The organism is Sphingopyxis sp. Soil_C_28, from assembly GCF_057657055.1.
On sequence record NZ_JBDGJE010000002.1, the window covers coordinates 89834 to 113687 of the forward strand.

Below are 23854 nucleotides of genomic sequence, written 5' to 3' on the forward strand. Positions count from 1 at the left end.
AGCGCCCGCTACGTCCATCCGCGCCAGAGGAATAGGGCAACGGGCAGGAAACAGGGGCCTCCATGACGCTGAATATCATTTTGCTGGGTCCGCCGGGGGCGGGCAAGGGAACGCAGGCGGTCCGCCTGGAAGACGAGCATGGCATGATCCAGCTGTCGACCGGCGACATGCTCCGCGCGGCGGTCAAGGCGGGAACGCCGATCGGTGTGCAGGCAAAAGCCGTGATGGACGCGGGTGAACTCGTCTCGGACGCGATCGTCTCGGGCCTGATCGGCGAGCGGCTCGACCAGCTCGGCAGCGACGTTTCGGTGATCTTCGACGGCTATCCGCGCACTGCGGCACAGGCCGAAGCGCTCGACGGAATCCTGTCGGATCGCGGCCGCAAGCTTGATCATGTGATCGAGCTACAGGTCGAGGAAGATGCGCTCGTCGACCGCATCACCGGCCGCTTCAGCTGCGCCAAATGCGGTGCGGGCTATCATGATCGCTACAAATTGCCGAAGGTCGAAGACACCTGCGATGTGTGCGGCAATCATGAATTCAAGCGCCGCCCCGACGATAATGAGGAAACGGTGCGTACGCGCATGGCCGAATATCGCGCCAAGACTGCGCCGATCCTGCCGATCTACGAAGCGCGCGGGATCGTGACCCACGTCGACGGCATGGCGCCGATCGACCAGGTCAACGACGCGATCGAAACGATCCTCGCGACTGCCAGCTAGCCAGTTCCCCCGACGCCGGTTATTGAGGCGTCAAGGGGGACAGGCTGATGGCAATTTCCGGATATTTCGCAGGCGCTGCCATGATTGGCGCGCTGGCTCTCGCACCCGCTGCGAGCGCCAAGGTCGTCGATCAGAGCGACGCCGGCTTCAGCGTGGCGCATACGGCACAGGTCGCGGCGACCCCCGCCGATGTGTGGAAAATGCTCCGCATGCCGCAAAGCTGGTGGTCGAAAGAGCATAGCTGGTCGGGCGACGGCGCGAATTTCTGGCTCGATTCGCAGGCGGGCGGTTGCTTCTGCGAGAAATTGCCCGACACCGGTTCGGGTGTCGGCAGCGTTCAGCACGCGCGCATCCTGTTTTCGAAACCGGGCCAGCTGCTCCGCCTGTCGGGCGCCTTCGGGCCTTTGCAGGGTGAGGCACTGACCGGCACGCTGACGATCCATATCAAGGAAACCCCGACGGGCAGCGCGCTGCGCTTCGACTATGTCGTCGGCGGCTATATGCGCTTCAAGGTCGGCGATATCGCGCCCGCGGTCGACAAGGTGATTGGCGAACAATTGCTCGGCCTCGCCAACGCGCTTGGGGGCGCGCTGCCGCCGACGCGCGATGAAAAGGCTGCGGGCGAAGGCGCGGAGAAACCGAAGGCAGAAGCCCCGCCGGCAACCGAAGACCCCGAACTCGACGCCGCGGTCGCCGATCTGGTCGAGGAAGAGGCAAAGCCCGCCCCTGATGAAAGCCGCTAAGCGCCGGGCTTTCCGCGCAGCTTGGCCAGCGCCGCAAATGGTCCCGCAGCTTCCTCGCTGAGCACGCCCTTTTCTGCCAAGATGCGTGTCGCGTCGGGATGGCGCGGAAACGGGTCAAGCGCGAGCGAGAGCGTCTGCACCGCGGCCTCGCCGAGGTCGGCCCGATCCCCCTCAAGCGGCAGAAGGTCGAGCTCGTCGCTGCCGATCTCGATCTCTTCGTCTTCGCCGACGGGCGCATCGACATCGCGCAGGAAGCGGAGGTCGAAAGGCTCGGCGATCGTCGCGGAGACGGGCAGGTCGGTTGCGGCGCACGCCTGCACCACCTCGGCTTGCACTTCGCCCTTCGCTCCCATGCCGCCGGCGATCGCGCGGACCTCGCCGGTGACGAAAAAGCGATCGAGCGCCACCAACGCCAGCCGCTTCGCGATCTGGGCGCGCGCCTCGGCATCGGCTTCGACCGAAAGGACGCGGCCATGCGCGGCGTCGGCCAATGTCACGACGAGCGAGAATTCGGGTTGCGTGCTCAACGCTGGGTTCCGTCCAGACGATCGGCGACGACGAGATCGGCGACCGGGGTCGCCGCCAGGGCCGCACGCAGCGCCGCAACCTCGGTCATCACATGCGCGAGCCCCGCATCGCCGGGCTCGTTGCCGCGCCACAGGTTGCGGACCAGCGCGGCGCGCAATTCGTCCGACCCGTCGACGGCGCGATAGACGCCCAGCCGGCCACCGAGCGCGCTCATCATCCGGCCGACCTGCTTGCCCACGACCATGTCGCCAAAACCGATCTGGCGCATTTGCCCGTCCATGTCGTTCACGAACAATTCGGTGAGCTGGACGCCGGCGAGTCCCTGAGCCGGATCTTCGTCGATCCGGTGCAGTACGAGCGCCATCACGAGGCTGATCATGTCGAACCGTCCGTCGAGCGTGTCGGGGACGGTGCCTTGTGCATACCAGTGCGGTGCGCGGGCAGTGGCAACAACCGCGTTCCACAGCGGACGGCGAGCCTCGCGCGGGTCGGGTTGCGAACGAAATATATTGCGGAGCGAAATCATGCCATCCGCTTAGGCGCATTCGTACCATCCGAAAAGAGGTGGCGCGCTCTCGCCCCGCCGCGCGCTCCGGTCAGCTTGTGGCAAGCTTTGCCGCGGCACAAGCGGCTTGTGCGCGCTATCCGCTTGCGGTTAAGAGGCGCGAGAGCCAGCGCCGACCGCCGGGATAAGCGGCGGACAGGCGCAACGGAGATTTTTGATGCCGAATTCGATCCTTTCGCTTCCTGCCCCGCGCACGCGCCTTGTCATGCTCGGCCTCGCGGTCGCACTCGCCACCAGCGGCTGTTCGCAGCTCAAGGGGCGACAGGGCTATGTTGTCGATCCGCTGCTGACCGAGGCGATCACGCCTGGCGTCGACAACCGCGAATCGGTCGAAAAAACACTCGGCCGCCCGACCTTCGTCGGCCAGTTCAGCAACAATGAATATTATTATGTGTCGCGCGAAACGCGCCAGCTTGCCTTCGCCAAGCCGCGCCCCGTCGATCAGCAGGTGCTGCGCGTCCGCTTCGACCCCGCGGGCAACGTCGCTGCGGTCGACCGCACCGGCCTTGAAATGGTAAGCCGGATCAGCCCTGATGGCGACAAGACGCCGACTCTCGGCCGTAACCGTAGTTTCTTTGAAGATATTTTTGGGAATATCGGCGCCGTCGGTGCGCCCGGTGCGGGGGCTCCCGGCGGACCATAGTCGCCATTTCGTACCGACAGGGCTCAGTAAAAGCGGCGGCGCCTCAGGCACCGCCGCTTTTTCTTATTGTGCGATCCCGCCGGCCGCGAGCACCGCGAGCGTGACGAGGTCGGACGCGGTCGACGCCATCGTCGCGACCTGCACCGGGTTTTCCATCCCGACGAGCATCGGGCCGATCACCGCGCCGCCGCCCAGTTCGCGCAGCAGCTTCGCCGACAGATTGGCCGATTGCAGTCCGGGCATGATCAGCACGTTCGCGGGCCCCGACAGGCGGCAGAAGGGATAGTTTTTCATCACCTTCTCGTTCAACGCGACGTCGGGCGCCATTTCGCCTTCATATTCGAACCCCGGGTTGCGCCCATCGAGGATCGACACGGCTTCACGGATGCTCTCGAGCCAGCTTCCCTCGGGATTGCCGAAGGTCGAATAGGACAGGAAGGCAACGCGTGGTTCGTGACCCATGCGGCGCGCGACCTGCGCCGTGCGCTCGGCGATGTCGGCAAGCTGCTGCGCCGTCGGCCGCTCGTTGACCGTGGTGTCGGCCATGAAGATCGTGTGATGCTGGTCGACAAGGACGTGGATGCCGAACGGCGTCTTGCCTTCGGCATGGTCGATCACCCGCCGGATTTCGCGCATCGATTGCGAATAGGTGCGCGTCGTGCCGGTGATCATCGCATCGCCAAGCCCCATCTTGAGCAGCAGCGAGCCGAAGATGTTGCGATCCCGGTTGACCATGCGCTCGACGTCGCGGCGGAGGTATCCGCGCCGCTGCAACCGTTCATAGAGCAAATCGACCATCTGCGGCACGTGCGGCGAATTGACGCTGTTGTGGACCTCATAGCTTTCGGGATCGGCTACGCCCATCGCGCGCAGCTTGTCGTGCAGCCCTTCGCGCCCGACGAGCACCGGGGTGCCATATCCACCGTCGCGGAACTGGATTGCCGCGCGCAGCACGACTTCTTCCTCGCCCTCGGCAAAGACGACACGCTTCGGATTGTTGCGCGCGGCTTCATAGGCGAGGGTCAGGACCGAGGTCGTCGGATTGAGCCGGGCGCGGAGCTGGGTGCGATATTCGTCAAGGTTTTCGATCGGCCGCTGCGCCACGCCGGACTTCATCGCCGCTTCGGCGACCGCTGCCGGCACGATTTCCATCAATCGCGGATCGAACGGCGAGGGGATGATATATTCGGGACCAAAGCTCGACGCGCGCCCGCCATAGGCCGCCGCCACTTCCTCGGGCACTTGCTGGCGCGCGAGGTCGGCGATGGCATAGGCCGCCGCGATCTTCATCTCTTCGTTGATCGCGGTCGCGCGCACGTCGAGTGCGCCGCGAAAGATGAAGGGAAAGCACAGCACATTGTTGACCTGATTCGGAAAGTCCGAACGCCCGGTCGCGATAATCGCATCGGGCCGCGCCGCGCGCGCCTCGGGCGGCGAGATTTCGGGGTCGGGATTCGCCATCGCAAAGATGATCGGCGCGGGCGCCATATCCTTCACCATCTCGGGCTTCAGCGCGCCCGCGGCCGACAGGCCCAGGAACACATCGGCGCCGACCAGCGCTTCGGTCAGGTCGCGGGCTTCGGTCGGCACCGCATGCGCCGACTTCCACTGGTCCATGCCTTCGGTGCGGCCCTGATAGATCGTGCCCTTGCGGTCGCACATGATGACATTTTCATGCCGCACACCCATCGACTTGATCAACGAGGTACAGGCGATCGCCGCGGCACCGGCGCCATTGACGACGACTTTCACCGTCGCAAGGTCGCGGCCCGTGAGATAACAGGCGTTGATCAGGCCCGCTGCGGTGATGATCGCGGTGCCATGCTGATCGTCATGGAACACCGGAATGTTCATGCGTTCCTTCAGCGCGGCTTCGATGATGAAGCAATTGGGGGCGGCGATATCTTCCAGGTTGATGCCGCCAAAGCTCGGTGCGAGCAGCTCGACCGCTTCGATGAAACGCTGCGGATCTTCGGTGTCGACCTCGAGGTCGATCGAATCGACATCGGCGAAGCGCTTGAACAGCACCGCCTTGCCTTCCATCACCGGTTTCGACGCCAGCGCACCGAGATTGCCGAGCCCGAGGATGGCGGTGCCGTTCGAGATCACCGCGACCAGATTGCCCTTGATCGTATAATCATAGGCCTTGGCCGGATCCTCGGCGATCGCGAGCACCGGCACGGCGACGCCGGGCGAATAGGCCAGGCTGAGGTCGCGCTGCGTCGCCATCGGCTTCGACGCGACAATCTCGATTTTTCCGGGTCGGCCATATTCGTGGTAAAGCAGGGCCTCGCGGTCCGAAAACTGTACCTTGCTGCCGCTGTCCATCGTTTATCCTCTCAACTGATCCACAAGCTGCGCGCCCGAGCCCATTCCCTAACGTCGCCATGGCGAAATGGAACCGCGAATCGCGTGCGCGTCTTGCCACAGGCCCTCATCCATCCCTAAGCATGTCGCATGCCTGTCACCGCCCGCTCGCCTGCAAATTCGAACAGCCCCGCGCCCGCCGCGACACCGATGATGGCGCAATATTGGTCGCTAAAGGCCAACGCGGGCGACTGCCTGCTCTTTTACCGCATGGGCGACTTCTTCGAACTCTTCTTCGACGATGCCAAAGCCGCGGCGGCGACGCTCGATATCGCGCTCACCTCGCGCGGCGAACATGACGGACAGCCGGTGCCGATGTGCGGCGTGCCGGTCCACGCGGCTGAATCCTATCTCGCGCGGCTGATCCGCGCCGGCCACCGTGTCGCGATCGCCGAACAGGTCGAAAGCCCTGCCGAGGCCAAGGCGCGCGGCGGGTCAAAGGCGCTCGTCGCGCGCGCGATCGTGCGTTTCGTCACCGCGGGCACGCTGACCGAAGAATCTTTGCTCGAAGGGCGCAGCGCCAACCGGCTTGCCGCGCTCGCGCAGATCGGCAGTGATGGCGAGGTGGCGATTGCGGCCGCCGACATTTCGACCGGACGCTTTGAGGTCGTCGCGGTGGGCCGTGATCAGATCGACGCCGAACTCGCGCGGCTCGCGCCGTCGGAGCTGCTGCTCAGCGAGGCGGCCGATGAACTGCCGATCTCGTCGGCGCGCCAGATCGTGCGCCGTCCGCCCGGGGACTTTTCCAGCACCGCGGCACAGAAGCGGCTCGAAACTTTCTTCGGCGTCCAGACGCTCGACGGCTTCGGCCAGTTCGGCCGCGGCGAGATTGCCGCGATGGGCGCGCTGGTCGCCTATCTCGACCATGTCGGCACCGGGGGGCCGACTTTTCTCCAGCCGCCGGTGCGGCACCTCGCGTCGGGCCGGATGGCGATCGACGCCGCGACGCGCGAAAGTCTCGAACTCGTTCGCACCATGGCCGGCGCGCGCGAGGGCAGCCTGCTCGGCACGATCGACCGCACCGTTACCGCATCGGGCGCGCGGCTGCTCGCCGACGATCTGGCGAGCCCGCTCACCGACAAGGATGCGATCCTCGACCGGCTCGACCTCGTTGACGGTCTCGCGCGCGATGCGCTGTGGCGCGGCGAACTGCGTGCGGCGCTGCGTGCCTTGCCCGATGCGGGGCGAGCGCTCGGACGGCTGGTCGCGGGGCGCGGCGGGCCGCGCGATCTGGCGCAGCTCCGCGATGCGCTCGGCGGCGCGCGACTCTTGCGCGAACGGCTCGCACGGCGCCCCGATCTGCCGCCCTTGCTCGCGCGGCTCCTGCCGGGCCTCGACGGCCATGGCACACTCGTTGACGAACTCAGCCGCGCTTTGATCGAAACACCGCCGGTCGATGCGGCGCAGGGTGGCTATGTTGCCGAGGGTTACGATCATGCGCTCGACGCGCTGCGCGAAACCGCGCGCGACGGGCGCAAGGCGATCGCGTTGCTCGAGGCGGGCTATCGCGACCGCACCGGCATTGCTTCGCTCAAGATCCGCCATAATGGCGTGCTCGGCTATCATGTCGAAGTGCCCGCAAAGCACGCCGACGCACTGATGGCGCCCGAATCGGGTTTCACGCATCGACAGACGCTCGCGGGGGTCGTGCGCTTCAACTCGTCCGACCTTCACGAGGCCGCGAGCCGGGTGACGCAAGCGGGCGTGCACGCCGTTGCCGCCGAGGCTGCGCATCTCGAATCGCTCACCGACGCCGCTGTTGCTCGCCGCGAAGCGATCGCCGCGAGCTGCGACGTGCTCGCGCGGATCGATGTCGCGGCGGCACTCGCCGACCATGCGATGAGCCACAACTGGTGCCGTCCCGACCTCGCCGACACCCCGTGCCTCGACGTCAGCGGCGGGCGCCATCCAGTGGTCGAAGCGGCGCTGGCGAAATCGGGCGAGCGTTTCGTTCCCAACGATCTCTCGCTGTCGGAGGTTGACCGGCTCTGGCTCGTCACCGGCCCCAATATGGGCGGTAAATCGACCTTCCTGCGCCAGAACGCGCTGATTATCGTGCTCGCGCAGGCGGGCGGATTCGTCCCCGCCGCTTCCGCGAAGCTCGGCCTCGTCGACAAATTGTTCAGCCGCGTGGGTGCGAGTGACAATCTCGCGCGCGGGCGCTCGACCTTCATGGTCGAGATGGTCGAAACCGCGGCGATCCTCGCGCAGGCGACCCCGCAAAGCTTCGTCATCCTCGACGAGGTCGGGCGCGGCACGTCGACCTATGACGGGCTCGCGCTCGCCTGGTCGGTGGTCGAGGCGGTGCACGAGGTCAACAAGTGCCGCTGCCTGTTCGCGACCCATTATCATGAGCTGACACGGCTTGCCGAAACGCTGGGTGCGCTCTCGCTTCACCATGTCCGCGCGCGCGAATGGCAGGGCGATCTGGTGCTCCTCCACGAACTGGCCGAAGGCCCCGCTGACCGCAGCTATGGCCTTGCCGTCGCGCGGCTCGCGGGGGTGCCGGCAGGCGTGGTCAAGCGGGCGGAGGCGGTGCTCGCCAAGCTCGAGGCCGGGCGCGAGAAGACCGGCGGGCTCGCAGCTGGCCTCGATGACCTGCCGCTCTTCGCCGCGACGCTGGCTGCCGCGCCTGCCGCCGCGAAGGATGCGCTTCGCGACGCGCTCGCGGGGATCGATCCCGACGCACTCGCACCGCGCGAGGCGCTCGATGCGCTCTACGCGCTCAAGCGGCTGATGGTGGACGAGGCATGAGCGACCTGTTCGACAATCTGGAACAGCGCCGCGCGATCATCGACCGGCGCGCCCTCGCCGACCGGCTCGACGCCATCGCGGCCGAGAGCGGCGATTCGGGTGCGCGCCGCCGGGCCATGGTCAACCTGCTGAAAGAAGCGCTCGACAACGGACGCGCCGAGATCGATCGCCGGCTGCTCGATCACCCCTCGTCGGGCCGGCTCGCCGCGAGCGCAATGGCCTTCCTGATCGATCAGATCGTTCGCCTCAGCCATGATTTCACGGTCGGCCATCTCTACCCGTCGGCCAATCGTTCGTCGGGCGAGCGGATCACGCTGATCGCGGTCGGGGGCTATGGCCGCGGCGAAATGGCGCCGCACAGCGATATCGACATCGGCTTCCTCACCCCGTTCAAGCAGACGAGCTGGACCGAGCAGGTGATCGAGGCGCAGCTTTATACGCTGTGGGATCTCGGGCTGAAGGTCGGCCATAGTTCGCGCTCGCTCGACGAGATGGTGCGCGCGGCGAAAGAGGACCTCACGATCCGCACCGCGCTGCTCGAAGGGCGCTTCATCTGGGGCGACCGCGACCTCTACGACCAGGCCTCGGCGCGTTTCGATGCCGAGGTCGTCGCGGGCAATGCGCGCGCCTTCGTCGCCGACAAGCTGGCCGAGCGCGACGAGCGCCACAAACGCATGGGCGATTCGCGCTATGTCGTCGAACCCAATGTGAAGGAAGGGAAGGGGGGGCTACGCGACCTCCACACGCTCTTCTGGATCGGCAAGTTCATCCACCGCGTCCGCACCGTGCCCGAACTGGTCGACGCCGGGCTGTTGTCGGGCCGCGAACTCCGCCAGTTTGAACGCGCCGAAAACTTCCTGCTCGCGGTGCGCTGCCACCTCCACACGCTCGCGGGGCGCGCCGAGGACCGGCTGACCTTCGATTTCCAGCGCGAGATCGCCGCGCGGATGAAATTCGCCGATCGCCCGGGCAAGCGCGCGGTCGAGCGTTTCATGCAGCTCTATTTCCTTCACGCCAAAAGCGTCGGCGACGTCACCGGCACCTTCCTCGCCCATCTCGACGACCAGATGGCGGCGCGCGGACGGCGCTTCCTGCCGACGATCCGGCGGCGCCCGGGCAAGCTCCACGGTTTCGTCCTTGATCGCGGCCGGCTTGCGCTGCCCGGTGACGACTTCTTTCAGGTCGATCCCGTGCGGCTCGTCGAGATTTTTGCGCTCGCCGACAAGCACGGCCTCGAAATCCATCCGCAGGCGATGCGTCAGGCGCGCCACGATGCGAAGTTGATCGAAACGCGCGGGGTGCGCCGCGACCCGCGCGCGAACGCGCTGTTCCTCGACGTGCTGACGTCCCCACGCGATCCCGAAACGGTGCTGCGCTGGATGAACGAGGCGGGCGTGTTCGGCCGCTTCGTTCCCGATTTCGGCCGCGTCGTCGCGCAGATGCAGTTCGACATGTATCATCATTATACCGTCGACGAGCATACGATCCGCGCGATCGGCCTGCTCGCCGACATCGAGCAGAACCGGCTGCAGGACGACCATCCGCTGTCGACCGCGATCATGGACCAGATCCACTCGCGGCGCGTCATCTATTGCGCCGTTCTGCTTCACGACATCGCCAAGGGGCGCGGCGGCGACCATAGCGTGCTCGGCGCCGAGCTCGCGCTGCGCGTCTGCCCGCGGCTCGGACTGACCGACGCCGAGACCGAGACGGTGTCATGGCTCGTACGCTATCACCTGCTGATGTCGGCGACGGCGTTCAAGCGCGACCTTGCCGATTTCAAGACGATCCTCGATTTTGCGCAGGTCGTGCAGTCGCCCGAACGCCTGCGCCTGCTGCTCGTCCTCACCGTCGTCGATATTCGCGCGGTCGGCCCCGGCGTATGGAACAGCTGGAAACGCCAGCTGCTCACCGAGCTTTATGACGCGGCCGAGGAAGTACTGCGCCTCGGCCACAAACAACGCGGCCGCGAACAGCGGATCGCCAGCAAGAAGGAAGCGGTCGCGGCGCAGTTCGGCTTCGATCAAAAAACCTTCGACAAGGTCGCGAGGCGCCTCCCCGAAAGCTATTGGATCGCCGAACCGGTCGAGGTCATCGCCGCCAATCTGGTCCACATCCGCCAGGCGGGTGACGCGCCGCTGCACATCGCGGCGGTTCCCGACGACGATCGCGGCGCGACACTGGTGATGGTGCTCGCCGCCGACCATCCGGGGCTGTTCTATCGCATCGCCGGGGGCATTCACCTCGCCGGCGGCAACATCATCGACGCGCGCATCCACACCACCCGCGACGGCCTCGCGCTCGACAATTTCCTCGTCCAGGATCCGATCGGTCGCCCGTTCGACGAACCGGGGCAGATCGGCCGGCTGACGCGGGCGATCGAGGACGCGCTCGCCAACCGTCACAAATTGCTGCCCAAACTCGAGGCCCGCGCCCTGCCGCGCACGCGCGCCGAGGCCTTCCGCATCGCGCCGAACGTCTTTGTGGATAACAAGGCGTCGAACCGCTTCACGGTGATCGAGGTCAATGCGCAGGACCGTCCGGCGCTGCTCAACCAACTCGCCTATGCTTTGTTCCAGTCGAAGGTAACGGTGCACAGCGCGCATGTCGCGACCTATGGCGAGCGCGCGGTCGATACCTTCTATGTCACCGACCTGATCGGGGACAAGATCGACAGCGCGGCGCGGGTGAAGAGCCTTGAGAAGCGCCTGCTCGAGGCGGCGACAAGCCAGAGCGAGGAAGCCGTCGCGGCCTAGTCGCGGGCGTCATCGCTCGCTAGAAATCGAACCCCTGCTGTGCCGGGGCGGGGGATGCCGCGAGGGCGGCCACGCCTTCGAGTTCGAGCATATGGGCCTTGGACAGCGCGCCGCCGGGAGCGGAAAAACCCCCGATCTTGCCGCCCGCGGCCATGACGCGATGACAGGGGACGATCAGCGGGATGGGATTCGTCGCCATCGCCTGTCCAACGGCGCGCGCCGTTTCGGGGCCGGCGCCCAGCTCCTGCGCAATCGCGCCATAGGTGGTCGTTTCGCCCCAGCCGAGCGTGCGGACCCGATCATAGACTTGCGCGAAAAAGGGGCTCTGCTTGCCAAGATCGATCGGAACCCCGAAAAACTCGACACGCTCCCCCGCGAAATAGCGGATCGCCGCGCCGATCACGGCCTCGATTTCGGCCGATGGCTTTGCACGCATTGCACCGGGCAGGCGGCGCACCATGGCGTGTTCGGTTTCGGCTGCGGTCGGCGCAGGCAGGCGAAGTCCGGTAATGCTGGTGCCTTGCCAGCCGATTGCCGCGACACCCGACGCGGTTTCGAAAAGCTGATAATGGCTTTGGCTGGCCATGTGCGTCCTCCGTCTTCGATCCGATATAGCGCCGTCTTTTGCCGAAACCCTATCGTCCGTGATGCGTGGGCCTAGCCGATTCCTCAGCCGCCCGCCGGACCCGCCATGATCGCTGCCGCCGCGAGCAGCCCGCCGTTGAAGCGCTGCGACAGCGCCGCATCGGGAATCGCGTTGAACGCATGGATCGCCCCGGCATAGCTGTGCAGATCGACGGGCACCCCCGCCGCGACGAGCCGGCGTGCATAATCGAGATTTTCGTCGAAGAAGAGATCGAGGCTGCCCGTGGCGATATAAGCGGGGGGCAGGTTCGACAGATCCTCGGCAAGGCTCGGCGAAAACCAGCCGCGCCGCGGATCGTCGATCTTGTAGCTGCCTTGCAGCGCGCGCCAGCCAAAGCGGTTGCTCGGACGCGTCCAGATGAACTCGCCGGTCGTAGGATTGGCGTACGGACAGGCATTGCTGCCGGTACGATGGTCGAGCATCGGATAGGTCAGCAGCTGTCCGCCGATGGCGGGGCCGCCGAGGTCGCGCGCCATGATCGCCAGCGCGGCAGCGAGTCCGCCGCCCGCGCTTTCGCCGGCAACGACGATCCGGCTCGCGTCGAAACCCAATCCCCCGGCCTGGCCCGCGAGCCACGCCAGCGCCGAATGGCAATCTTCCTGCGGCGCGGGGAACGGATGTTCGGGCGCGAGGCGATATTCGACCGACGCGACGGGAACGCCCGCGGCGGCGGCCAGTGCTGCGGGTCCGGCCTGCATTTGCTCGACCGATCCCATCACCATGCCGCCGCCATGGATATGCAGAATGGCGCCGCTGCCCGGCCGGCTGGTCGACGGGCGATAAAGGAAGACCGGAATATCGGGTCCGCCATGGATCGATGGCACGCTCAGCTTTTCGGGCGCGATGACCGGCGATGGCAGAAAGGCGTAAGTTTCTGCCGCTTTGGCCCGGATCGCGGCAATCGGCGCTGAATCAAGGTCGACCCGCGGGAAAAGATCGATGATCGGAGCGATCTCGCGGTCGACGAGGTGACGGGTGGTCATGGCAAAACTCTCCCTTGCGATCCCGCCCAGCGGCGCGCGATTGTCAGCCGCGCAAGACGGCCCCGACCTTCGCCGCCGCAGCGACCACCTTGTCGGCGATCGCCTTCAGCTCGGCGTCGGTGAAGCTCTTCTCCAATGGCTGCAGCTCGACCTCGACCGCCAGGCTCACCTGGCCTTCGGGCACGCCCTGGCCGGCGAAGCGGTCGAACAACCGTGCATCGACGATGCTCGCCTTGTCGGCGCCGCGAATCGCGCGGACCAGATCGGCCGCGGTCAGCGTGGTGGTCGCGAGGAAGGCGAAGTCGCGGCGCACCGATTGCAGCGCGGGCGGGGTGAACGCCGCGCGTGCGGGTCCACTCGCGCGTTTCGCAGGGATCGCATCGAGGAAGATCTGCACCGCCATCACCGGACCGTCGACGTCGAACGCGCGGGTCAGCAGCGGGTGGAGCGCACCGAATTCGGCGAGCACCGCCTTGGGGCCGAGCCGCAGCGTCGCCGACTGTCCGGGGTGCCAGATGCTGCCGGTCGTGACGGCTTCCATCACCTGCAACCGATCGGCGGGCGCCCCCGCGGCTTCGAGCAGCGCCAGCGCTACGGCCTTGGCGTCGAAGGCATCGAACGGCGCGGCTTTGCCGGCCTGCCAACCGCGTGCGCGCTTGTCGCCCGCCATCAGCACGGCCAGCGTCGGATGCTCGGCGTCCGCCAGATAGCGGCGGCCGACCTCGAACAGGCGGATGCTGTCGGCGCCGCGGTTCTGGTTGCGCTGCGCCGCGGCGAGCAGGCCGGGCAGCAGCGACGGGCGCATGACCTTCAAATCTTCGCTGATCGGATTGGCGAGCGTCCAGGCGCCGCCGCCAAACGGCGCGGCGTCGCTCTCACTGATGAACGACCAGGTGACGGCTTCGTCGAACCCGGCGGCCGCCGCGGCGCGGCGCACGCGCCGTTCGGTGAGCTGCTCGGCGGTCGCGGTCGGCTTTGCAACGCCGTCCGTGCGCGGCAGCGGAACCGATGCAATCGCGTCGAAGCCGGTGATGCGCGTGACTTCCTCGACCAGATCGGGGGCGCCGTCGACATCGCGGCGCCAGCTCGGCACCGCGACCTGCCAGCGGCCGCCTTGTTCGATCACCGAAAAACCGAGCGCGGTCAGAATCTCTTTCTGCCGCTCGGGGGCAATCGCGATACCGCCGAGCGTGGCCGACAGCGCCGGGTCGTAATCGACCGTCTTCACTTCGGCGGGCGGGCTACCTGCGCGCGTCACCGCCGACGGCGTACCGCCGCAGATCGCGAGCACATGCGCGGTGACGATCGCGGTCGCATCGTCGAGGAACGCCGGGTCGACCCCGCGTTCGAAACGGCTGCGTGCGTCGCTGGTCAGCGCGAGCGCCTGTCCGGTCAGCGCGATGCGTTCGGGGGTGAAATAGGCGATTTCGAGGAGCACGTCGCTCGTCGTCTCGCTGCACCCGCTATGTTCGCCGCCCATGATGCCCGCGATATCGTGGACGCCGCTGTCGTCGGCGATCACCGTCATCGTATCGGTGAGGACATAGTCCTTGCCGTTCAATGCAGTGACCGTCTCGCCATCCCTGGCGCGCCGCGCGACGAGCGCACCGGTCAGCTTGGCGCGGTCATAGATATGGCTCGGGCGGCCGAGGTCGAACATCACATAATTGCTGATGTCGACGAGTGCCGAGATCGAGCGTTGCCCGACCGCTTCCAACCGGCGGCGCATCCATTCGGGGGCGGTGCCGTTGGTGACGCCGCTGATCGTGCGGCCGTAGAAGGCGGGGCAGCCTTCGGGATCGTCGGTACGGATTTCGGTCGTGGGCGCGCTTGTCCCGACGATCGTCGGGACGTCGAGCGGCTTCAGCGTGCCGAGCCCCGCGGCGGCGAGGTCGCGCGCGATCCCGCGCACGCCCATGCAGTCCTGCCGGTTCGGGGTGATCGAAATGTCGATCACCGGATCGCCCGCGCCGCTATAGTCGGCGAAGGGGGTGCCGACGGGGGCGTCGTCGGGCAGCTCGATGATCCCGTCATGATCGTCGCCCAGCTCGAGCTCGCGCGTCGAACACATCATGCCGTTCGATTCGACGCCGCGCACCGCCGCGACCTTCAGCTCCATGCCGTTTGCAGGCACGACCGCGCCGGGCAGGCCGAGCACGCCGACCAGCCCCGCGCGCGCGTTCGGCGCGCCGCACACGACGGTCAGCGGGACGCCGTCGCCGCTGTCGACGGTCAGCACCTGCAATTTGTCGGCCTGCGGATGTTTCTCGGCGGTCAGCACACGCGCAACGCGGAAACCCGCGAGTTTCTCGGCGGGATTCTCGACGCCTTCGACCTCATGGCCGATGCGATTGAGCGTGGCGACAACATCGGCGACGTCGAAGGCACCATCGAGATGCTCTTTCAGCCAGTCGAGGGTGATCTTCATGCCGAAATCCCTCCGCTCAGCGTCGGCACCGACAGCGCGCCGAACCCATAATGCGCCAGCCAGCGCAGGTCGCCGTCGAAGAAGGCGCGCAGGTCGTCCATGCCATATTTCAGCATCGCCAGCCGGTCGACGCCCACCCCGAAGGCAAAGCCCTGCCACTCGTCGGGATCGAGCCCGCAATTGGCGATGACGCGGCGGTTGACCATGCCGCTGCCGAGCAGCTCCATCCACGCATGGCCGTCGTCGTCGCCATGGCCGCCGACGATCCGGCGGCCTTTCTCTTGCTTATAGCCGACATCGACCTCGGCCGAGGGTTCGGTGAAGGGGAAATAGCTGGGGCGCAGGCGCAGCACGATATCGTCGCGTTCGAAATAGGCCTTCAGGAACGTCTCAAGCGTCCATTTCAGGTGTCCCATATGGATGCCGCGGTCGATGACGAGACCTTCGACCTGATGGAACATCGGCGTATGCGTCGCGTCGCTGTCGCTACGATAGACGCGGCCGGGCGCTATGATCCTGATAGGCGGTTCCTGCGACATCATCGTGCGGATCTGCACGGGCGAGGTGTGCGTGCGCAGCAGCATCGCGCGGCCTTCCTCGTCCGTGTCGGGGAAGTAGAACGTATCGTGCATCGCGCGCGCCGGATGCGTCTCGGGAATGTTGAGCGCCGTGAAGTTGCGCCAGTCGTCTTCGATCTCGGGGCCGGTTGCGACCGCGAAGCCCATGTCGGCGAAGATTTCGGCAAGCTCGTCCATCACCTGGCTGACCGGGTGAACGCTGCCGCGGGGGGCGGCTTCGGCGGGGAGCGACATGTCGATCGCTTCGGCGGCGAGTTTGATGTCGAGCGCCGCGGCGTCGAGCGCGGCCTTGCGGGCGCCGAGCGCGGCCGTGACGGCTTCGCGCAGGCTGTGGATTTGGGGACCCTGCGCCTGCCGCTCGTCGGGGGTCATACCGCCCAGCGTCTTGAGCAGCGCGGTGATGCTGCCCGCTTTGCCGAGCGCGGCGACGCGCAGCGCCTCGACCGCGCTGGCATCGGCCGCCGCTTCGATGTCGCCCAAAATCCGGGTCTGGATGGCCTCGATATCGCTCATCATTGTTCGTCCTGTTCCGGCGGCGCAGTCGCTGCCGGCCTGATGTTTTCATACTTCTTTGGGTACCGCGGCTGCCCGCGCGTCCGTCGCCTGCCGCTTGCACCGAACGCGACGCGCCGGTCAAGCCACTTGGCGGAAAACGGTGCTATCCGGCCGGCTTGTGGAGGCCCTGTACCGCCGCACCGGCCGCCGCCGCGCGCGCAACCGCCGCCGCGCCCAATATCGGCTTGGGCCGCGCGGCATATTCGCGCGGGCTCATTCCCATGAAACGCTGAAAATCGCGCGTAAACTGCGCCTGATCGTAATAATGATGATCCATTGTATCGATCCACGCCATCGATGGGTCGAGCATGAAGCGCGCGAGCGACCGCAGGAAGCGCTGGCGGAGCAGGAGCAGCTTTGGCGAAAAGCCGAAGGCGCGGTGGCTCAAGCGCTCGATCGACCGTTCGGATAACGCGAGCTTTGCCGACAGATCTGCAACGCTGGACAGGTCGTCGTCGACGAGGGCGACGTGGGCGGCGAGAATGGCGGGGTCGTCGGGTGCCGCGCCCGCGAGAATGGCGCAAATGTGGCTGTTGATCAGCGCGGCCGCAGCATCGACATCATTCACGCGGCGCAAGGTTTCGAGCAAAGGCGTAAACGTGGCAAAGGCCGGATGCGCGGCGCCGTCACAAAAGCGGTCGGCCAGTTCATCTGCGGGCAGGGGAATGAATTTGGCCCAGCCCATCGGGAGGATGCCGATGCCCCAGGCGCGCATATTGCCCGCCGCGAAATAGGTTGATGTGCTTGTGGGACCCGTGGCGATGAAGCGCGGCATTTCGCCAACAGGGCTGCCGCCGATCGCGGCGAGCGGCGGATCGCCATCGACAAATCGCAGGTTTGCCCATTCGGGGTGCAGATAATCCTCGACCCGGCTGCCGTCGGTGACCACGACTTCGCTCAGATAGATGGTGCTCACATAGGGGCGGAGCGCTTCTGACAGCGGAAAGAAGCGCGTGGCGACGCGCGCGCCAGTCGGGGGATGAGAAAGTGCGTCGCGTTGCGGCATGCTGTCCCATTTTAGCGGGCAAAAGGCATGAAAAACAATGCCGGGCCGCGATTTCTTGTCGGGTTCTTACAATTTTATACGCAGGCGCTGCGCCATAGTTGCGCAGCCCGCTCCAAAAAGAGCGTGCGAGGGGAATCGTGGCGTGACGCCGGTGGCTGGGGCTTGGCGGGGACCTGAAATAAACGACTGATTTTCTGAGCTTCGTTCCGGCCGGCGGCTTTCTGCGACCCACGGCTATTCGGATCGGGCGGGGGGGCGATGGTTTCCACTGGAACCATTGTCGAGGCGGCGCGGAGCGAAAGCTCCGCGCCGCCTCTTCGTTGGACCGAACGGTCACACACTGCTGCGGCGATGACGCAAAGAAAAAGGGCGGCCCCATCGGGACCGCCCTTGTTTCGTTCGTTTGAGCTAAAAGCCTCAGGCTGCCTTAGGCAGCGCCGCTTTCGCCTGGGCGATGATCGTCGTGAAGACCGTGCCTTCGTTCATCGCGAGATCGGCCATGATTTTCCGGTCGAGATCGATTCCGGCCAGCTTCACGCCGTGCATGAACTGCGAATAGGTCAGACCTTCGGCGCGAACCGCAGCGTTGATGCGCTGGATCCACAGACCGCGGAAGTTGCGCTTCTTAACCTTGCGGTCGCGATAGGCGTATTGGCCAGCCTTTTCGACCGCCTGCTTGGCGATACGAATGGTGTTCTTGCGGCGGCCGTAAAAGCCCTTCGCCTGTTCCAATACGCGTTTATGCTTGGCGCGCGTGGTAACGCCGCGTTTGATGCGTGACATGTGCTAGCGCTCCTTACTTCAGGCCGTAGGGCGCCCAGAGGCGCACATGGGCCACATCCGAATCGCTCAGCACGCTGGTGCCGCGGTTGGTGCGGATATATTTCGAATTGTGCGAAATCAGGCGGTGACGCTTGCCGGCAACGCCGTGCTTCACTTTGCCCGAGGCGGTGAATTTGAAGCGTTTCTTCACACCGCTCTTGGTCTTCAACTTGGGCATTTTGGTCTCCTTTGGAAGTCCGTTTGCGTATCGGCCTGGCAGCCCTTTCAGCCAGCCGACACAATCGGAAGGCGCGCGCTTAACCGCATGGCCCCTGAAATGCAAGCGATTCGGGGGCGAAAGGAACGATGTGATGCGCGGCGGATTGGTGCTCTATGGACAAGCGCTCCGGTCAGACGGCCCCGGCGGCCGGTTCCACCGTCCCCCTTTGGGCCGAAAGCCCTCGACGCTGGGCGCGGATGGCGTGGACCCCCGCATGGCTCGAACGGCGCCCGCGCCCGCTGCGGATCGCGATTTGCACGGTGGCGATCATCCTCGTGACCCTGTTCGCGATCTGGTTGATCCTGTTCATCACCAAGGGTCGCTTTCTCAAAGCACCATTCGAGCGCTTCGCCACGTCGCAGCTCGAACGTCAGGTCGACATCGGCGGCGACTTCCAGCTCTATTTCGCGCCGTTCAACGTCAAATTCTATGCCGAGGATATCCGCATCGCGAATCCCGACTGGGCGCGCGCGAGGCAGTTTTTCTCGGCAAAGAGGGTGGATACGCGCCTTGCGACCCTGCCGCTGATCTTTGGCAACCGCGTTCTTCGCTTCGCCGATTTAGACGGCGCGCAGGTGGCGCTCGAATGGGATGAAGGCAACAAGCGCAACAGCTGGACCTTCGGCGATCGCGCCCGCCTGCCCGAGCCGCTCGAACTGCCGCATATCGAGCGCGCAGCGATCACCGGCAGCGGCGTCACTTATCGCGACCCGCGACTTCGGCTGTTCGCCGATATCGACGTCGATACGGTCAAGGCCACCGACAGCCGCATCAATGAGACGATCCACTTTTCGGGGCGCGGGACGATGCGTGCACAGCCCTTTACCGTCAACGGCGGCCTTGCTTCGCCGAACGAGACCGTTGCGGGAGGCCGGAACAAGCTGACGCTCCATGCGATCGGGCTCGGTAACACGCTCGACGTGACGGGCACGCTTCGCGGGCCGACCGAACTCGAAGGCGCCGACCTGCGCCTGCAAGCCCGCGGCGCGAATCTGTCGCGATTGTTCGATTTCCTCGGCGTCGCGATTCCCGACACGCGCCGCTACCGCGTCACCTCGGCGCTCACTTATGAGGAATCGACCTGGAAACTGACAGGGATAAAAGGGCTGTTCGGCGACAGCGACCTCGCGGGCGCGCTGTCGGTCAGCCAACCCAAAGGGCGGGTCTATCTGAAGGCCGACGTCACCACCCGCTCGCTCAACATCATCGATGCCGGGCCGTTCATCGGTTACGAAGTGGACCGGCTCGACAAGATGGGTACCGGCGGGGCGATCAAGACCGTCGGCGGCCGTCCGCGCGTCCTCCCCGATTCGCCGCTCCGCGCCGACGCGCTGAAAGGCTTTGATGCCGATTTGCGTTATAGGGTCGCGCGGGTGCGGGCGGAAAGCTTCCCGGTCAGCAATGTCGACCTGACGCTGTCGCTGAAGCGCGGGCTCATGGAAATGAAGCCGCTGACCTTCCTCCTCGCCGGGGGCAAGGTCGCGAGCGACATTTCGATCGATTCGCGTCCCGTCGTCGTACGCACCGCCTATGATATCCGCCTTTCGCCGACGCGACTTGGAACCCTGCTCGCGCGCTTCGGCGTCGAGAAATCGGGGACGACCGGCACCGTCAGCGGGCGGATCCAGATGGTCGGCCATGGCGACAGCCTGCGCCAGTCGCTCGCCAGTTCGAATGGACGGATCGCCTTTGTCCTGCCGCAGGGCAGTTTCTGGACCCGCAACATCCAGCTCGCCGAACTCGACGTCGGTACGTTCGTGCAGAAACTGTTCGAGGACAAGCTGAAGAAGCCAGTCCAGATCAACTGCGGGGTGATCGCCTTCACCGTGCGGAACGGCGTCAGCGCCGCCGACCCGATCCTGATCGACACCGAAAAAAATGTCGTTGTCGGGCGCGGCGGCTTTTCGTTCCGGACCGAAGCGCTCGATCTGGCGGTGCGCGCCGACGGAAAGAAGCTCAGCCTGTTTTCGGGACAATCGCCGGTTGCGGTCGGCGGCTATTTCGCGGCGCCGCGCATCGATCCGATCAGCGACCAGCTGCTCGGCCGCGCCGGCGCCGGGCTCGGGCTGGCGATCGTCGCCACCCCGGCGGCGCTGATCATCCCGTTCGTCGATCCCGGCGATGCGAAATCGGCGCAGTGCGGCCCGGTCCTCGCCGGCGCCCGCGCCAGCGCCCAGCGGACGACGAAGGGCGATGCGCGTGACGATGTCGGAAAAGGTACCACCGCGAAGGGAGAGGATGGCAAGCAGACGGCCGACGGGAAGGAGAAGCAGCGCAAGAAATTCCTCGGCATCTTCTAACGCCGCAAGGCCCTATTCAATGGTGGCAGGCCAGCCCTTCGATCACATCCTCGAGCCGCGCGGGATCGCCGAGCGCGATGACATGCCCGGCGCTGTCGGCGTTGAGCGGATCGCCGTTCCAGTCGCACATCGTCCCGCCCGCACCCTCGACGACGGGTACCAGCGCGGCAAAATCGTGGAGCTTCAGCCCCGCCTCGACCACCAGATCGATATGGCCGCTCGCAAGCAGCCCATAATTGTAGCAGTCGCCCCCGAAGATCAGCCTTTTGTGCGCGGTCTTCGCCGCGAGCGCCATGAAATGTTCAGCATCATGATCGGCGAAATATTGCGGGCCGGTCGTCGCGAGCACCGCATCGGTTAGCTCGCGGCAGGTGCGCGTGCGCGCGGGGGTGCCGTTGAACAGGGTCGGCTGTCCGAGCGCGCCGACCCAGCGTTCGCCCGCGATCGGCTGGTCGATGATGCCGAGAATGGGCCAGCCATCCTGGAGCAGCGCGATCAGCGTTCCGAAGATCGGGCGCCCCGCCATGAAGCTGACGGTGCCGTCGATCGGATCGAGTACCCACTGGCGCGCCGCGTCGGGGCGCTCTGCGCCATATTCCTCACCGATGATTCCGTCGCGGGGGGCCTCGGCATCGAGCAGGCGGCGCATCGCGGCTTCGGCGGCGCGGTCGGCCTCGGTCACCGGCGACGCGTCGGCCTTGGCCTCATGGGCAAAGGCGGCACGAAAGAGCGGACGGATCGCTTCGCCGGCGGCATCGGCGAGGCGGTTGGCGAGCATGAGATCGGATGAAAGCGACATGCGCTCAGCGCTAGCGCAGCCGCACCGCGCCCGCCACCCCGAGCACGAGCTTTAAGCCGCCAATGGCTCGATTATATAAAATATACAAAATCAATATTTATTGTACAAATGATGCCATGCTCGCCCGCATTTCCGCCGACGCCTTTCTCATCACCTTCGCACGACTCGGATTTCGCCGGGCGTCGATGGAGGAGCTGGCCGAGGCAACGGGGGTATCGCGGCAGGCGCTCTACAATCGCTTCGGGTCGAAGGCCGGGCTCGCCGAATGGGCGATAAAATCGCTGATCGAGCGGTCGCTCGCCGAGGCGCTGGGCAGTCTGGAGAATCCCGGCGCGACGCTCGTGGTCCGCCTGCTCGACGCGCTCGATGCGTGGGTGGGCCAGCATATGATGATTCTCCGCGCCTCGCCGCACGGGATCGAGGTCGCGGTGATGGTGGCGCCCGAGCCGGTCGACGCGGTGCGCACCGCCGAACGAAAGCTGGTTGCGGCCATGGCGCAGACGATCCGGCTGAGCGGACCCGGCGCTGCGGTGTCGCGCGCGGGCAGCATGGCTCAGGCGTTGTGCTGGACCGCGAAAGGCCTCGTCCACGCTGCGCCCGATCACGCGAGCTTTCGGCGCGAACTGGAAACGATCGTCGGTACGCTGTTCGCGCGCTGACGCGATCAGTCGAAAAGCGAGGAGACGCTCGATTCGTCGGCGATGCGCTTGATCGCTTCGCCGAGCAGCGGCGCGACGGTCAGCGCGCGGACTTTGCTGCTGTCGTTGACGGCATCGGTCGGCTGAATCGAATCGGTGATGACCAGCTCGGTCAGCTCGCTCGCATCGACGCGCGCGACCGCGCCGCCCGACAGCACGCCGTGGGTGCAATAAGCGACGACGCCTTCGGCGCCCGCGGCCTTCAGCGCGGCGGCGGCGTTGCACAGTGTGCCCGCCGAATCGACGATATCGTCGATCAGGATGCAGAAGCGGCCCTTCACATCGCCGATGATGTTCATCACTTCCGATTCGCCGGCGCGCTCACGGCGCTTGTCGACGATCGCGAGCGGGGCGTTGTCGAGCCGTTTGGCAAGCGCGCGGGCGCGGACTACGCCGCCGACGTCGGGCGACACGACCATCAGATTCTTACCCGCAAAGCGCGCCTGGATATCGGCACTCATCACGGGCGCGGCATAGAGATTGTCGGTCGGGATATCGAAAAAGCCCTGGATCTGCCCGGCGTGCAGGTCGATCGCGAGCACGCGGTCGGCGCCCGAGGTGGTGATCAGGTTCGCAACGAGCTTTGCCGAGATCGGGGTGCGCGGGCCGGGCTTCCGGTCCTGACGGGCATAGCCGAAATAGGGGACGACCGCCGTGATGCGCTTCGCCGAGGCGCGGCGAAGCGCGTCGTTGATGATCAGCAATTCCATCAGATTGTCGTTGGCGGGAAAGTTCGTCGGCTGAACGACGAAGACATCCTGGCCGCGGACATTTTCATGGATTTCGACGAAGACTTCTTCGTCGGCGAAGCGGCGCACGCTGGTGTCGGTCAGCGGCAGTTCCAGATAGTCCGCAATCGCGCGGGCGAGGGGAAGATTGCTGTTGCCGGAGATCAGTTTCATGGGGTGCGCGGCCCTTTCGCGGCGGATAGGATTGCGCGCCCCTTAGCCAGCGGGGACGGTAAGGGGAAGGGGTTAAAGCCATCCGGCCGTGCGCAATTGCGGCATCATGTCGCGCGCGACGGGCACTTCATGCCCGCCGGTCAGGATAATGACGGCGGTGCGCCCCTCGCGGCGCACCGACGCGACAGCGTCCCGCGCCACCCACCAGCTGCGATGGACACGCAGGCCTTGGGCGTTGCCGATCCGGTCGATTGCATCGCGCATCCGCATCAGGATCAGCTCCTCGCGCCCGTCGGCAATGACGCGGACATAATGGTCTTCACCCTTCAGTGCGCGGATGGGGCCGAAGCCGGGCGGGAGCGGCAGCGCCGGTTCCGGAGCGGTTGCGGCAGCGGGCGGCTCGGCGCGTAGCGGCGTTGCGGGAGGTCGCTCGCCATGCCCGGCGACGGGCCGAAACAACAGGTGCATGACGACATGGACGATCAGTCCGACGATAAGCACCTGCAGATAAAGCGGCCCAAGCCCCGGCGCTCGCAGCACGGCGCCGGCTGGAACGCGGAACCACAGCAGCGCGACGAGCAGCGTCACCGGCAGCGCCCCGACCGCGAGCGCCAGCGGAACGGCGATCACTTGCGGGATATGCGTCACTTCGCCAAGCCAGCGCGACACGATCCCCAACCCGCGGAAAACCGGATAGCCCGACAAGAGCATCAGCGGCCACAGGACCAGCCGCTGGGTGAGCGGCAGCTCGTAGCTGCCAAAGGGGCCGATCAGTGCCAGCAGGATACCTGCCAGCACCATCAGAAAAAGTTCGACCACAATCTGGCGTGCCATGGGCG

At 66.0% G+C, this 23854-nt stretch carries 20 protein-coding genes; 7 read left to right on the forward strand and 13 right to left on the reverse strand.

The features are described from left to right. Positions 1 to 62: 62 nt before the first annotated feature. Entirely contained in the window at positions 63 to 722 is a 660-nt protein-coding gene (locus AC3A43_RS08585) for an adenylate kinase (RefSeq protein WP_487792126.1), read from the forward strand. 47 nt (positions 723 to 769) lie between these two features. Beyond that, positions 770 to 1465 carry a hypothetical protein gene (locus AC3A43_RS08590; protein WP_487792127.1) on the forward strand — a complete coding sequence of 232 codons (696 nt, stop codon included), beginning with the start codon at positions 770 to 772 and terminating at the stop codon, positions 1463 to 1465. Here the strand turns inward: AC3A43_RS08590 and AC3A43_RS08595 are convergent. After that, entirely contained in the window at positions 1462 to 1992 is a 531-nt protein-coding gene (locus AC3A43_RS08595) for a YceD family protein (RefSeq protein WP_487792128.1), read from the reverse strand. The two genes, AC3A43_RS08590 and AC3A43_RS08595, sit on opposite strands and share 4 nt — an antisense overlap. Continuing rightward, positions 1989 to 2519 carry a ubiquinol-cytochrome C chaperone family protein gene (locus AC3A43_RS08600; RefSeq protein WP_487792129.1) on the reverse strand — a complete coding sequence of 177 codons (531 nt, stop codon included), beginning with the start codon at positions 2517 to 2519 and terminating at the stop codon, positions 1989 to 1991. The genes AC3A43_RS08595 and AC3A43_RS08600 overlap by 4 nt, the downstream gene beginning before the upstream one ends. Positions 2520 to 2715: 196 nt before the next feature. On the opposite strand from AC3A43_RS08600, the gene AC3A43_RS08605 reads away from it, so the two are divergent. After that, positions 2716 to 3201 carry an outer membrane protein assembly factor BamE gene (locus tag AC3A43_RS08605; protein ID WP_487792130.1) on the forward strand — a complete coding sequence of 162 codons (486 nt, stop codon included), beginning with the start codon at positions 2716 to 2718 and terminating at the stop codon, positions 3199 to 3201. 63 nt (positions 3202 to 3264) lie between these two features. Here AC3A43_RS08605 and AC3A43_RS08610 read toward each other — a convergent pair whose 3' ends face one another. After that, positions 3265 to 5529 (reverse strand): NADP-dependent malic enzyme, encoded by a 2265-nt coding sequence (locus tag AC3A43_RS08610; protein WP_487792131.1) that lies wholly within the window; start codon positions 5527 to 5529, stop codon positions 3265 to 3267. A 129-nt stretch (positions 5530 to 5658) separates the two neighbouring features. Between AC3A43_RS08610 and mutS the strand changes: the two genes are divergently transcribed. Together mutS and AC3A43_RS08620 are read left to right on the forward strand one after the other, a co-directional pair. Next, positions 5659 to 8322: a DNA mismatch repair protein MutS gene (gene mutS / locus AC3A43_RS08615; protein WP_487792132.1), complete on the forward strand. Its 2664-nt coding sequence runs from the start codon at positions 5659 to 5661 to the stop codon at positions 8320 to 8322. Further along, positions 8319 to 11078 carry a [protein-PII] uridylyltransferase gene (locus AC3A43_RS08620; RefSeq protein ID WP_487792133.1) on the forward strand — a complete coding sequence of 920 codons (2760 nt, stop codon included), beginning with the start codon at positions 8319 to 8321 and terminating at the stop codon, positions 11076 to 11078. Before mutS ends, AC3A43_RS08620 begins: the two co-directional genes overlap by 4 nt. A gap of 19 nt (positions 11079 to 11097) precedes the next feature. Here the strand turns inward: AC3A43_RS08620 and AC3A43_RS08625 are convergent, their stop codons facing one another. From AC3A43_RS08625 to rpmI, 7 genes are all read right to left on the reverse strand, one after another. Beyond that, the gene (locus AC3A43_RS08625) at positions 11098 to 11664 is read right to left on the reverse strand and encodes a methylated-DNA--[protein]-cysteine S-methyltransferase (protein ID WP_487792134.1); all 567 of its coding nucleotides are present in this window, start codon (positions 11662 to 11664) and stop codon (positions 11098 to 11100) included. 83 nt (positions 11665 to 11747) lie between these two features. Next, entirely contained in the window at positions 11748 to 12707 is a 960-nt protein-coding gene (locus AC3A43_RS08630) for an alpha/beta hydrolase (RefSeq protein ID WP_487792135.1), read from the reverse strand. A 43-nt stretch (positions 12708 to 12750) separates the two neighbouring features. Beyond that, positions 12751 to 15135: a phenylalanine--tRNA ligase subunit beta gene (pheT, locus tag AC3A43_RS08635; protein ID WP_487792136.1), complete on the reverse strand. Its 2385-nt coding sequence runs from the start codon at positions 15133 to 15135 to the stop codon at positions 12751 to 12753. Continuing rightward, entirely contained in the window at positions 15132 to 16226 is a 1095-nt protein-coding gene (gene pheS / locus AC3A43_RS08640) for a phenylalanine--tRNA ligase subunit alpha (protein WP_487793027.1), read from the reverse strand. The genes pheT and pheS overlap by 4 nt, the downstream gene beginning before the upstream one ends. A gap of 145 nt (positions 16227 to 16371) precedes the next feature. Continuing rightward, positions 16372 to 17274, reverse strand: a complete 903-nt coding sequence (locus AC3A43_RS08645) for a helix-turn-helix domain-containing protein (RefSeq protein WP_487792137.1) — start codon at positions 17272 to 17274, stop codon at positions 16372 to 16374. Positions 17275 to 17691: 417 nt separating this feature from the next. Beyond that, complete coding sequence (gene rplT, locus AC3A43_RS08650; protein ID WP_487792138.1) at positions 17692 to 18057, reverse strand: 50S ribosomal protein L20; 366 nt, start codon at positions 18055 to 18057, stop codon at positions 17692 to 17694. Between the two features lie 13 nt (positions 18058 to 18070). Then, positions 18071 to 18274 carry a 50S ribosomal protein L35 gene (gene rpmI / locus AC3A43_RS08655; RefSeq protein ID WP_106000796.1) on the reverse strand — a complete coding sequence of 68 codons (204 nt, stop codon included), beginning with the start codon at positions 18272 to 18274 and terminating at the stop codon, positions 18071 to 18073. A gap of 239 nt (positions 18275 to 18513) precedes the next feature. On the opposite strand from rpmI, the gene AC3A43_RS08660 reads away from it, so the two are divergent. After that, positions 18514 to 20616 (forward strand): AsmA family protein, encoded by a 2103-nt coding sequence (locus AC3A43_RS08660; RefSeq protein ID WP_487792139.1) that lies wholly within the window; start codon positions 18514 to 18516, stop codon positions 20614 to 20616. Positions 20617 to 20632: 16 nt separating this feature from the next. Here the strand turns inward: AC3A43_RS08660 and hisN are convergent, their stop codons facing one another. Then, entirely contained in the window at positions 20633 to 21415 is a 783-nt protein-coding gene (gene hisN / locus AC3A43_RS08665; protein WP_487792140.1) for a histidinol-phosphatase, read from the reverse strand. 116 nt (positions 21416 to 21531) lie between these two features. On the opposite strand from hisN, the gene AC3A43_RS08670 reads away from it, so the two are divergent. Next, positions 21532 to 22074 (forward strand): TetR/AcrR family transcriptional regulator, encoded by a 543-nt coding sequence (locus AC3A43_RS08670; protein WP_487792141.1) that lies wholly within the window; start codon positions 21532 to 21534, stop codon positions 22072 to 22074. Positions 22075 to 22079: 5 nt separating this feature from the next. On the opposite strand, the gene AC3A43_RS08675 is transcribed toward AC3A43_RS08670, so the two are convergent. Both AC3A43_RS08675 and AC3A43_RS08680 read right to left on the reverse strand, forming a co-directional pair. Further along, on the reverse strand, positions 22080 to 23015 hold the full coding sequence (locus AC3A43_RS08675; RefSeq protein ID WP_037515690.1) for a ribose-phosphate pyrophosphokinase: 936 nt from the start codon (positions 23013 to 23015) through the stop codon (positions 22080 to 22082). A gap of 72 nt (positions 23016 to 23087) precedes the next feature. Beyond that, positions 23088 to 23849, reverse strand: a complete 762-nt coding sequence (locus tag AC3A43_RS08680; RefSeq protein ID WP_487792142.1) for a LytTR family DNA-binding domain-containing protein — start codon at positions 23847 to 23849, stop codon at positions 23088 to 23090. Positions 23850 to 23854: the final 5 nt, after the last annotated feature.

Bases quoted from the DNA above. Each gene is read 5' to 3' on its own strand.
- AC3A43_RS08585 (WP_487792126.1), top strand. From the start codon at position 63: ATGACGCTGAATATCATTTTGCTGGGTCCGCCGGGGGCGGGCAAGGGA.
- AC3A43_RS08590 (WP_487792127.1), top strand. From the start codon at position 770: ATGGCAATTTCCGGATATTTCGCAGGCGCTGCCATGATTGGCGCGCTG.
- AC3A43_RS08600 (WP_487792129.1), bottom strand. From the start codon at position 2,519: ATGATTTCGCTCCGCAATATATTTCGTTCGCAACCCGACCCGCGCGAG.
- AC3A43_RS08605 (WP_487792130.1), top strand. From the start codon at position 2,716: ATGCCGAATTCGATCCTTTCGCTTCCTGCCCCGCGCACGCGCCTTGTC.
- AC3A43_RS08610 (WP_487792131.1), bottom strand. From the start codon at position 5,529: ATGGACAGCGGCAGCAAGGTACAGTTTTCGGACCGCGAGGCCCTGCTT.
- mutS (WP_487792132.1), top strand. From the start codon at position 5,659: ATGCCTGTCACCGCCCGCTCGCCTGCAAATTCGAACAGCCCCGCGCCC.
- AC3A43_RS08620 (WP_487792133.1), top strand. From the start codon at position 8,319: ATGAGCGACCTGTTCGACAATCTGGAACAGCGCCGCGCGATCATCGAC.
- AC3A43_RS08625 (WP_487792134.1), bottom strand. From the start codon at position 11,664: ATGGCCAGCCAAAGCCATTATCAGCTTTTCGAAACCGCGTCGGGTGTC.
- AC3A43_RS08630 (WP_487792135.1), bottom strand. From the start codon at position 12,707: ATGACCACCCGTCACCTCGTCGACCGCGAGATCGCTCCGATCATCGAT.
- pheT (WP_487792136.1), bottom strand. From the start codon at position 15,135: ATGAAGATCACCCTCGACTGGCTGAAAGAGCATCTCGATGGTGCCTTC.
- pheS (WP_487793027.1), bottom strand. From the start codon at position 16,226: ATGAGCGATATCGAGGCCATCCAGACCCGGATTTTGGGCGACATCGAA.
- AC3A43_RS08645 (WP_487792137.1), bottom strand. From the start codon at position 17,274: ATGCCGCAACGCGACGCACTTTCTCATCCCCCGACTGGCGCGCGCGTC.
- rplT (WP_487792138.1), bottom strand. From the start codon at position 18,057: ATGTCACGCATCAAACGCGGCGTTACCACGCGCGCCAAGCATAAACGC.
- rpmI (WP_106000796.1), bottom strand. From the start codon at position 18,274: ATGCCCAAGTTGAAGACCAAGAGCGGTGTGAAGAAACGCTTCAAATTC.
- AC3A43_RS08660 (WP_487792139.1), top strand. From the start codon at position 18,514: ATGGCGTGGACCCCCGCATGGCTCGAACGGCGCCCGCGCCCGCTGCGG.
- hisN (WP_487792140.1), bottom strand. From the start codon at position 21,415: ATGTCGCTTTCATCCGATCTCATGCTCGCCAACCGCCTCGCCGATGCC.
- AC3A43_RS08670 (WP_487792141.1), top strand. From the start codon at position 21,532: ATGCTCGCCCGCATTTCCGCCGACGCCTTTCTCATCACCTTCGCACGA.
- AC3A43_RS08675 (WP_037515690.1), bottom strand. From the start codon at position 23,015: ATGAAACTGATCTCCGGCAACAGCAATCTTCCCCTCGCCCGCGCGATT.
- AC3A43_RS08680 (WP_487792142.1), bottom strand. From the start codon at position 23,849: ATGGCACGCCAGATTGTGGTCGAACTTTTTCTGATGGTGCTGGCAGGT.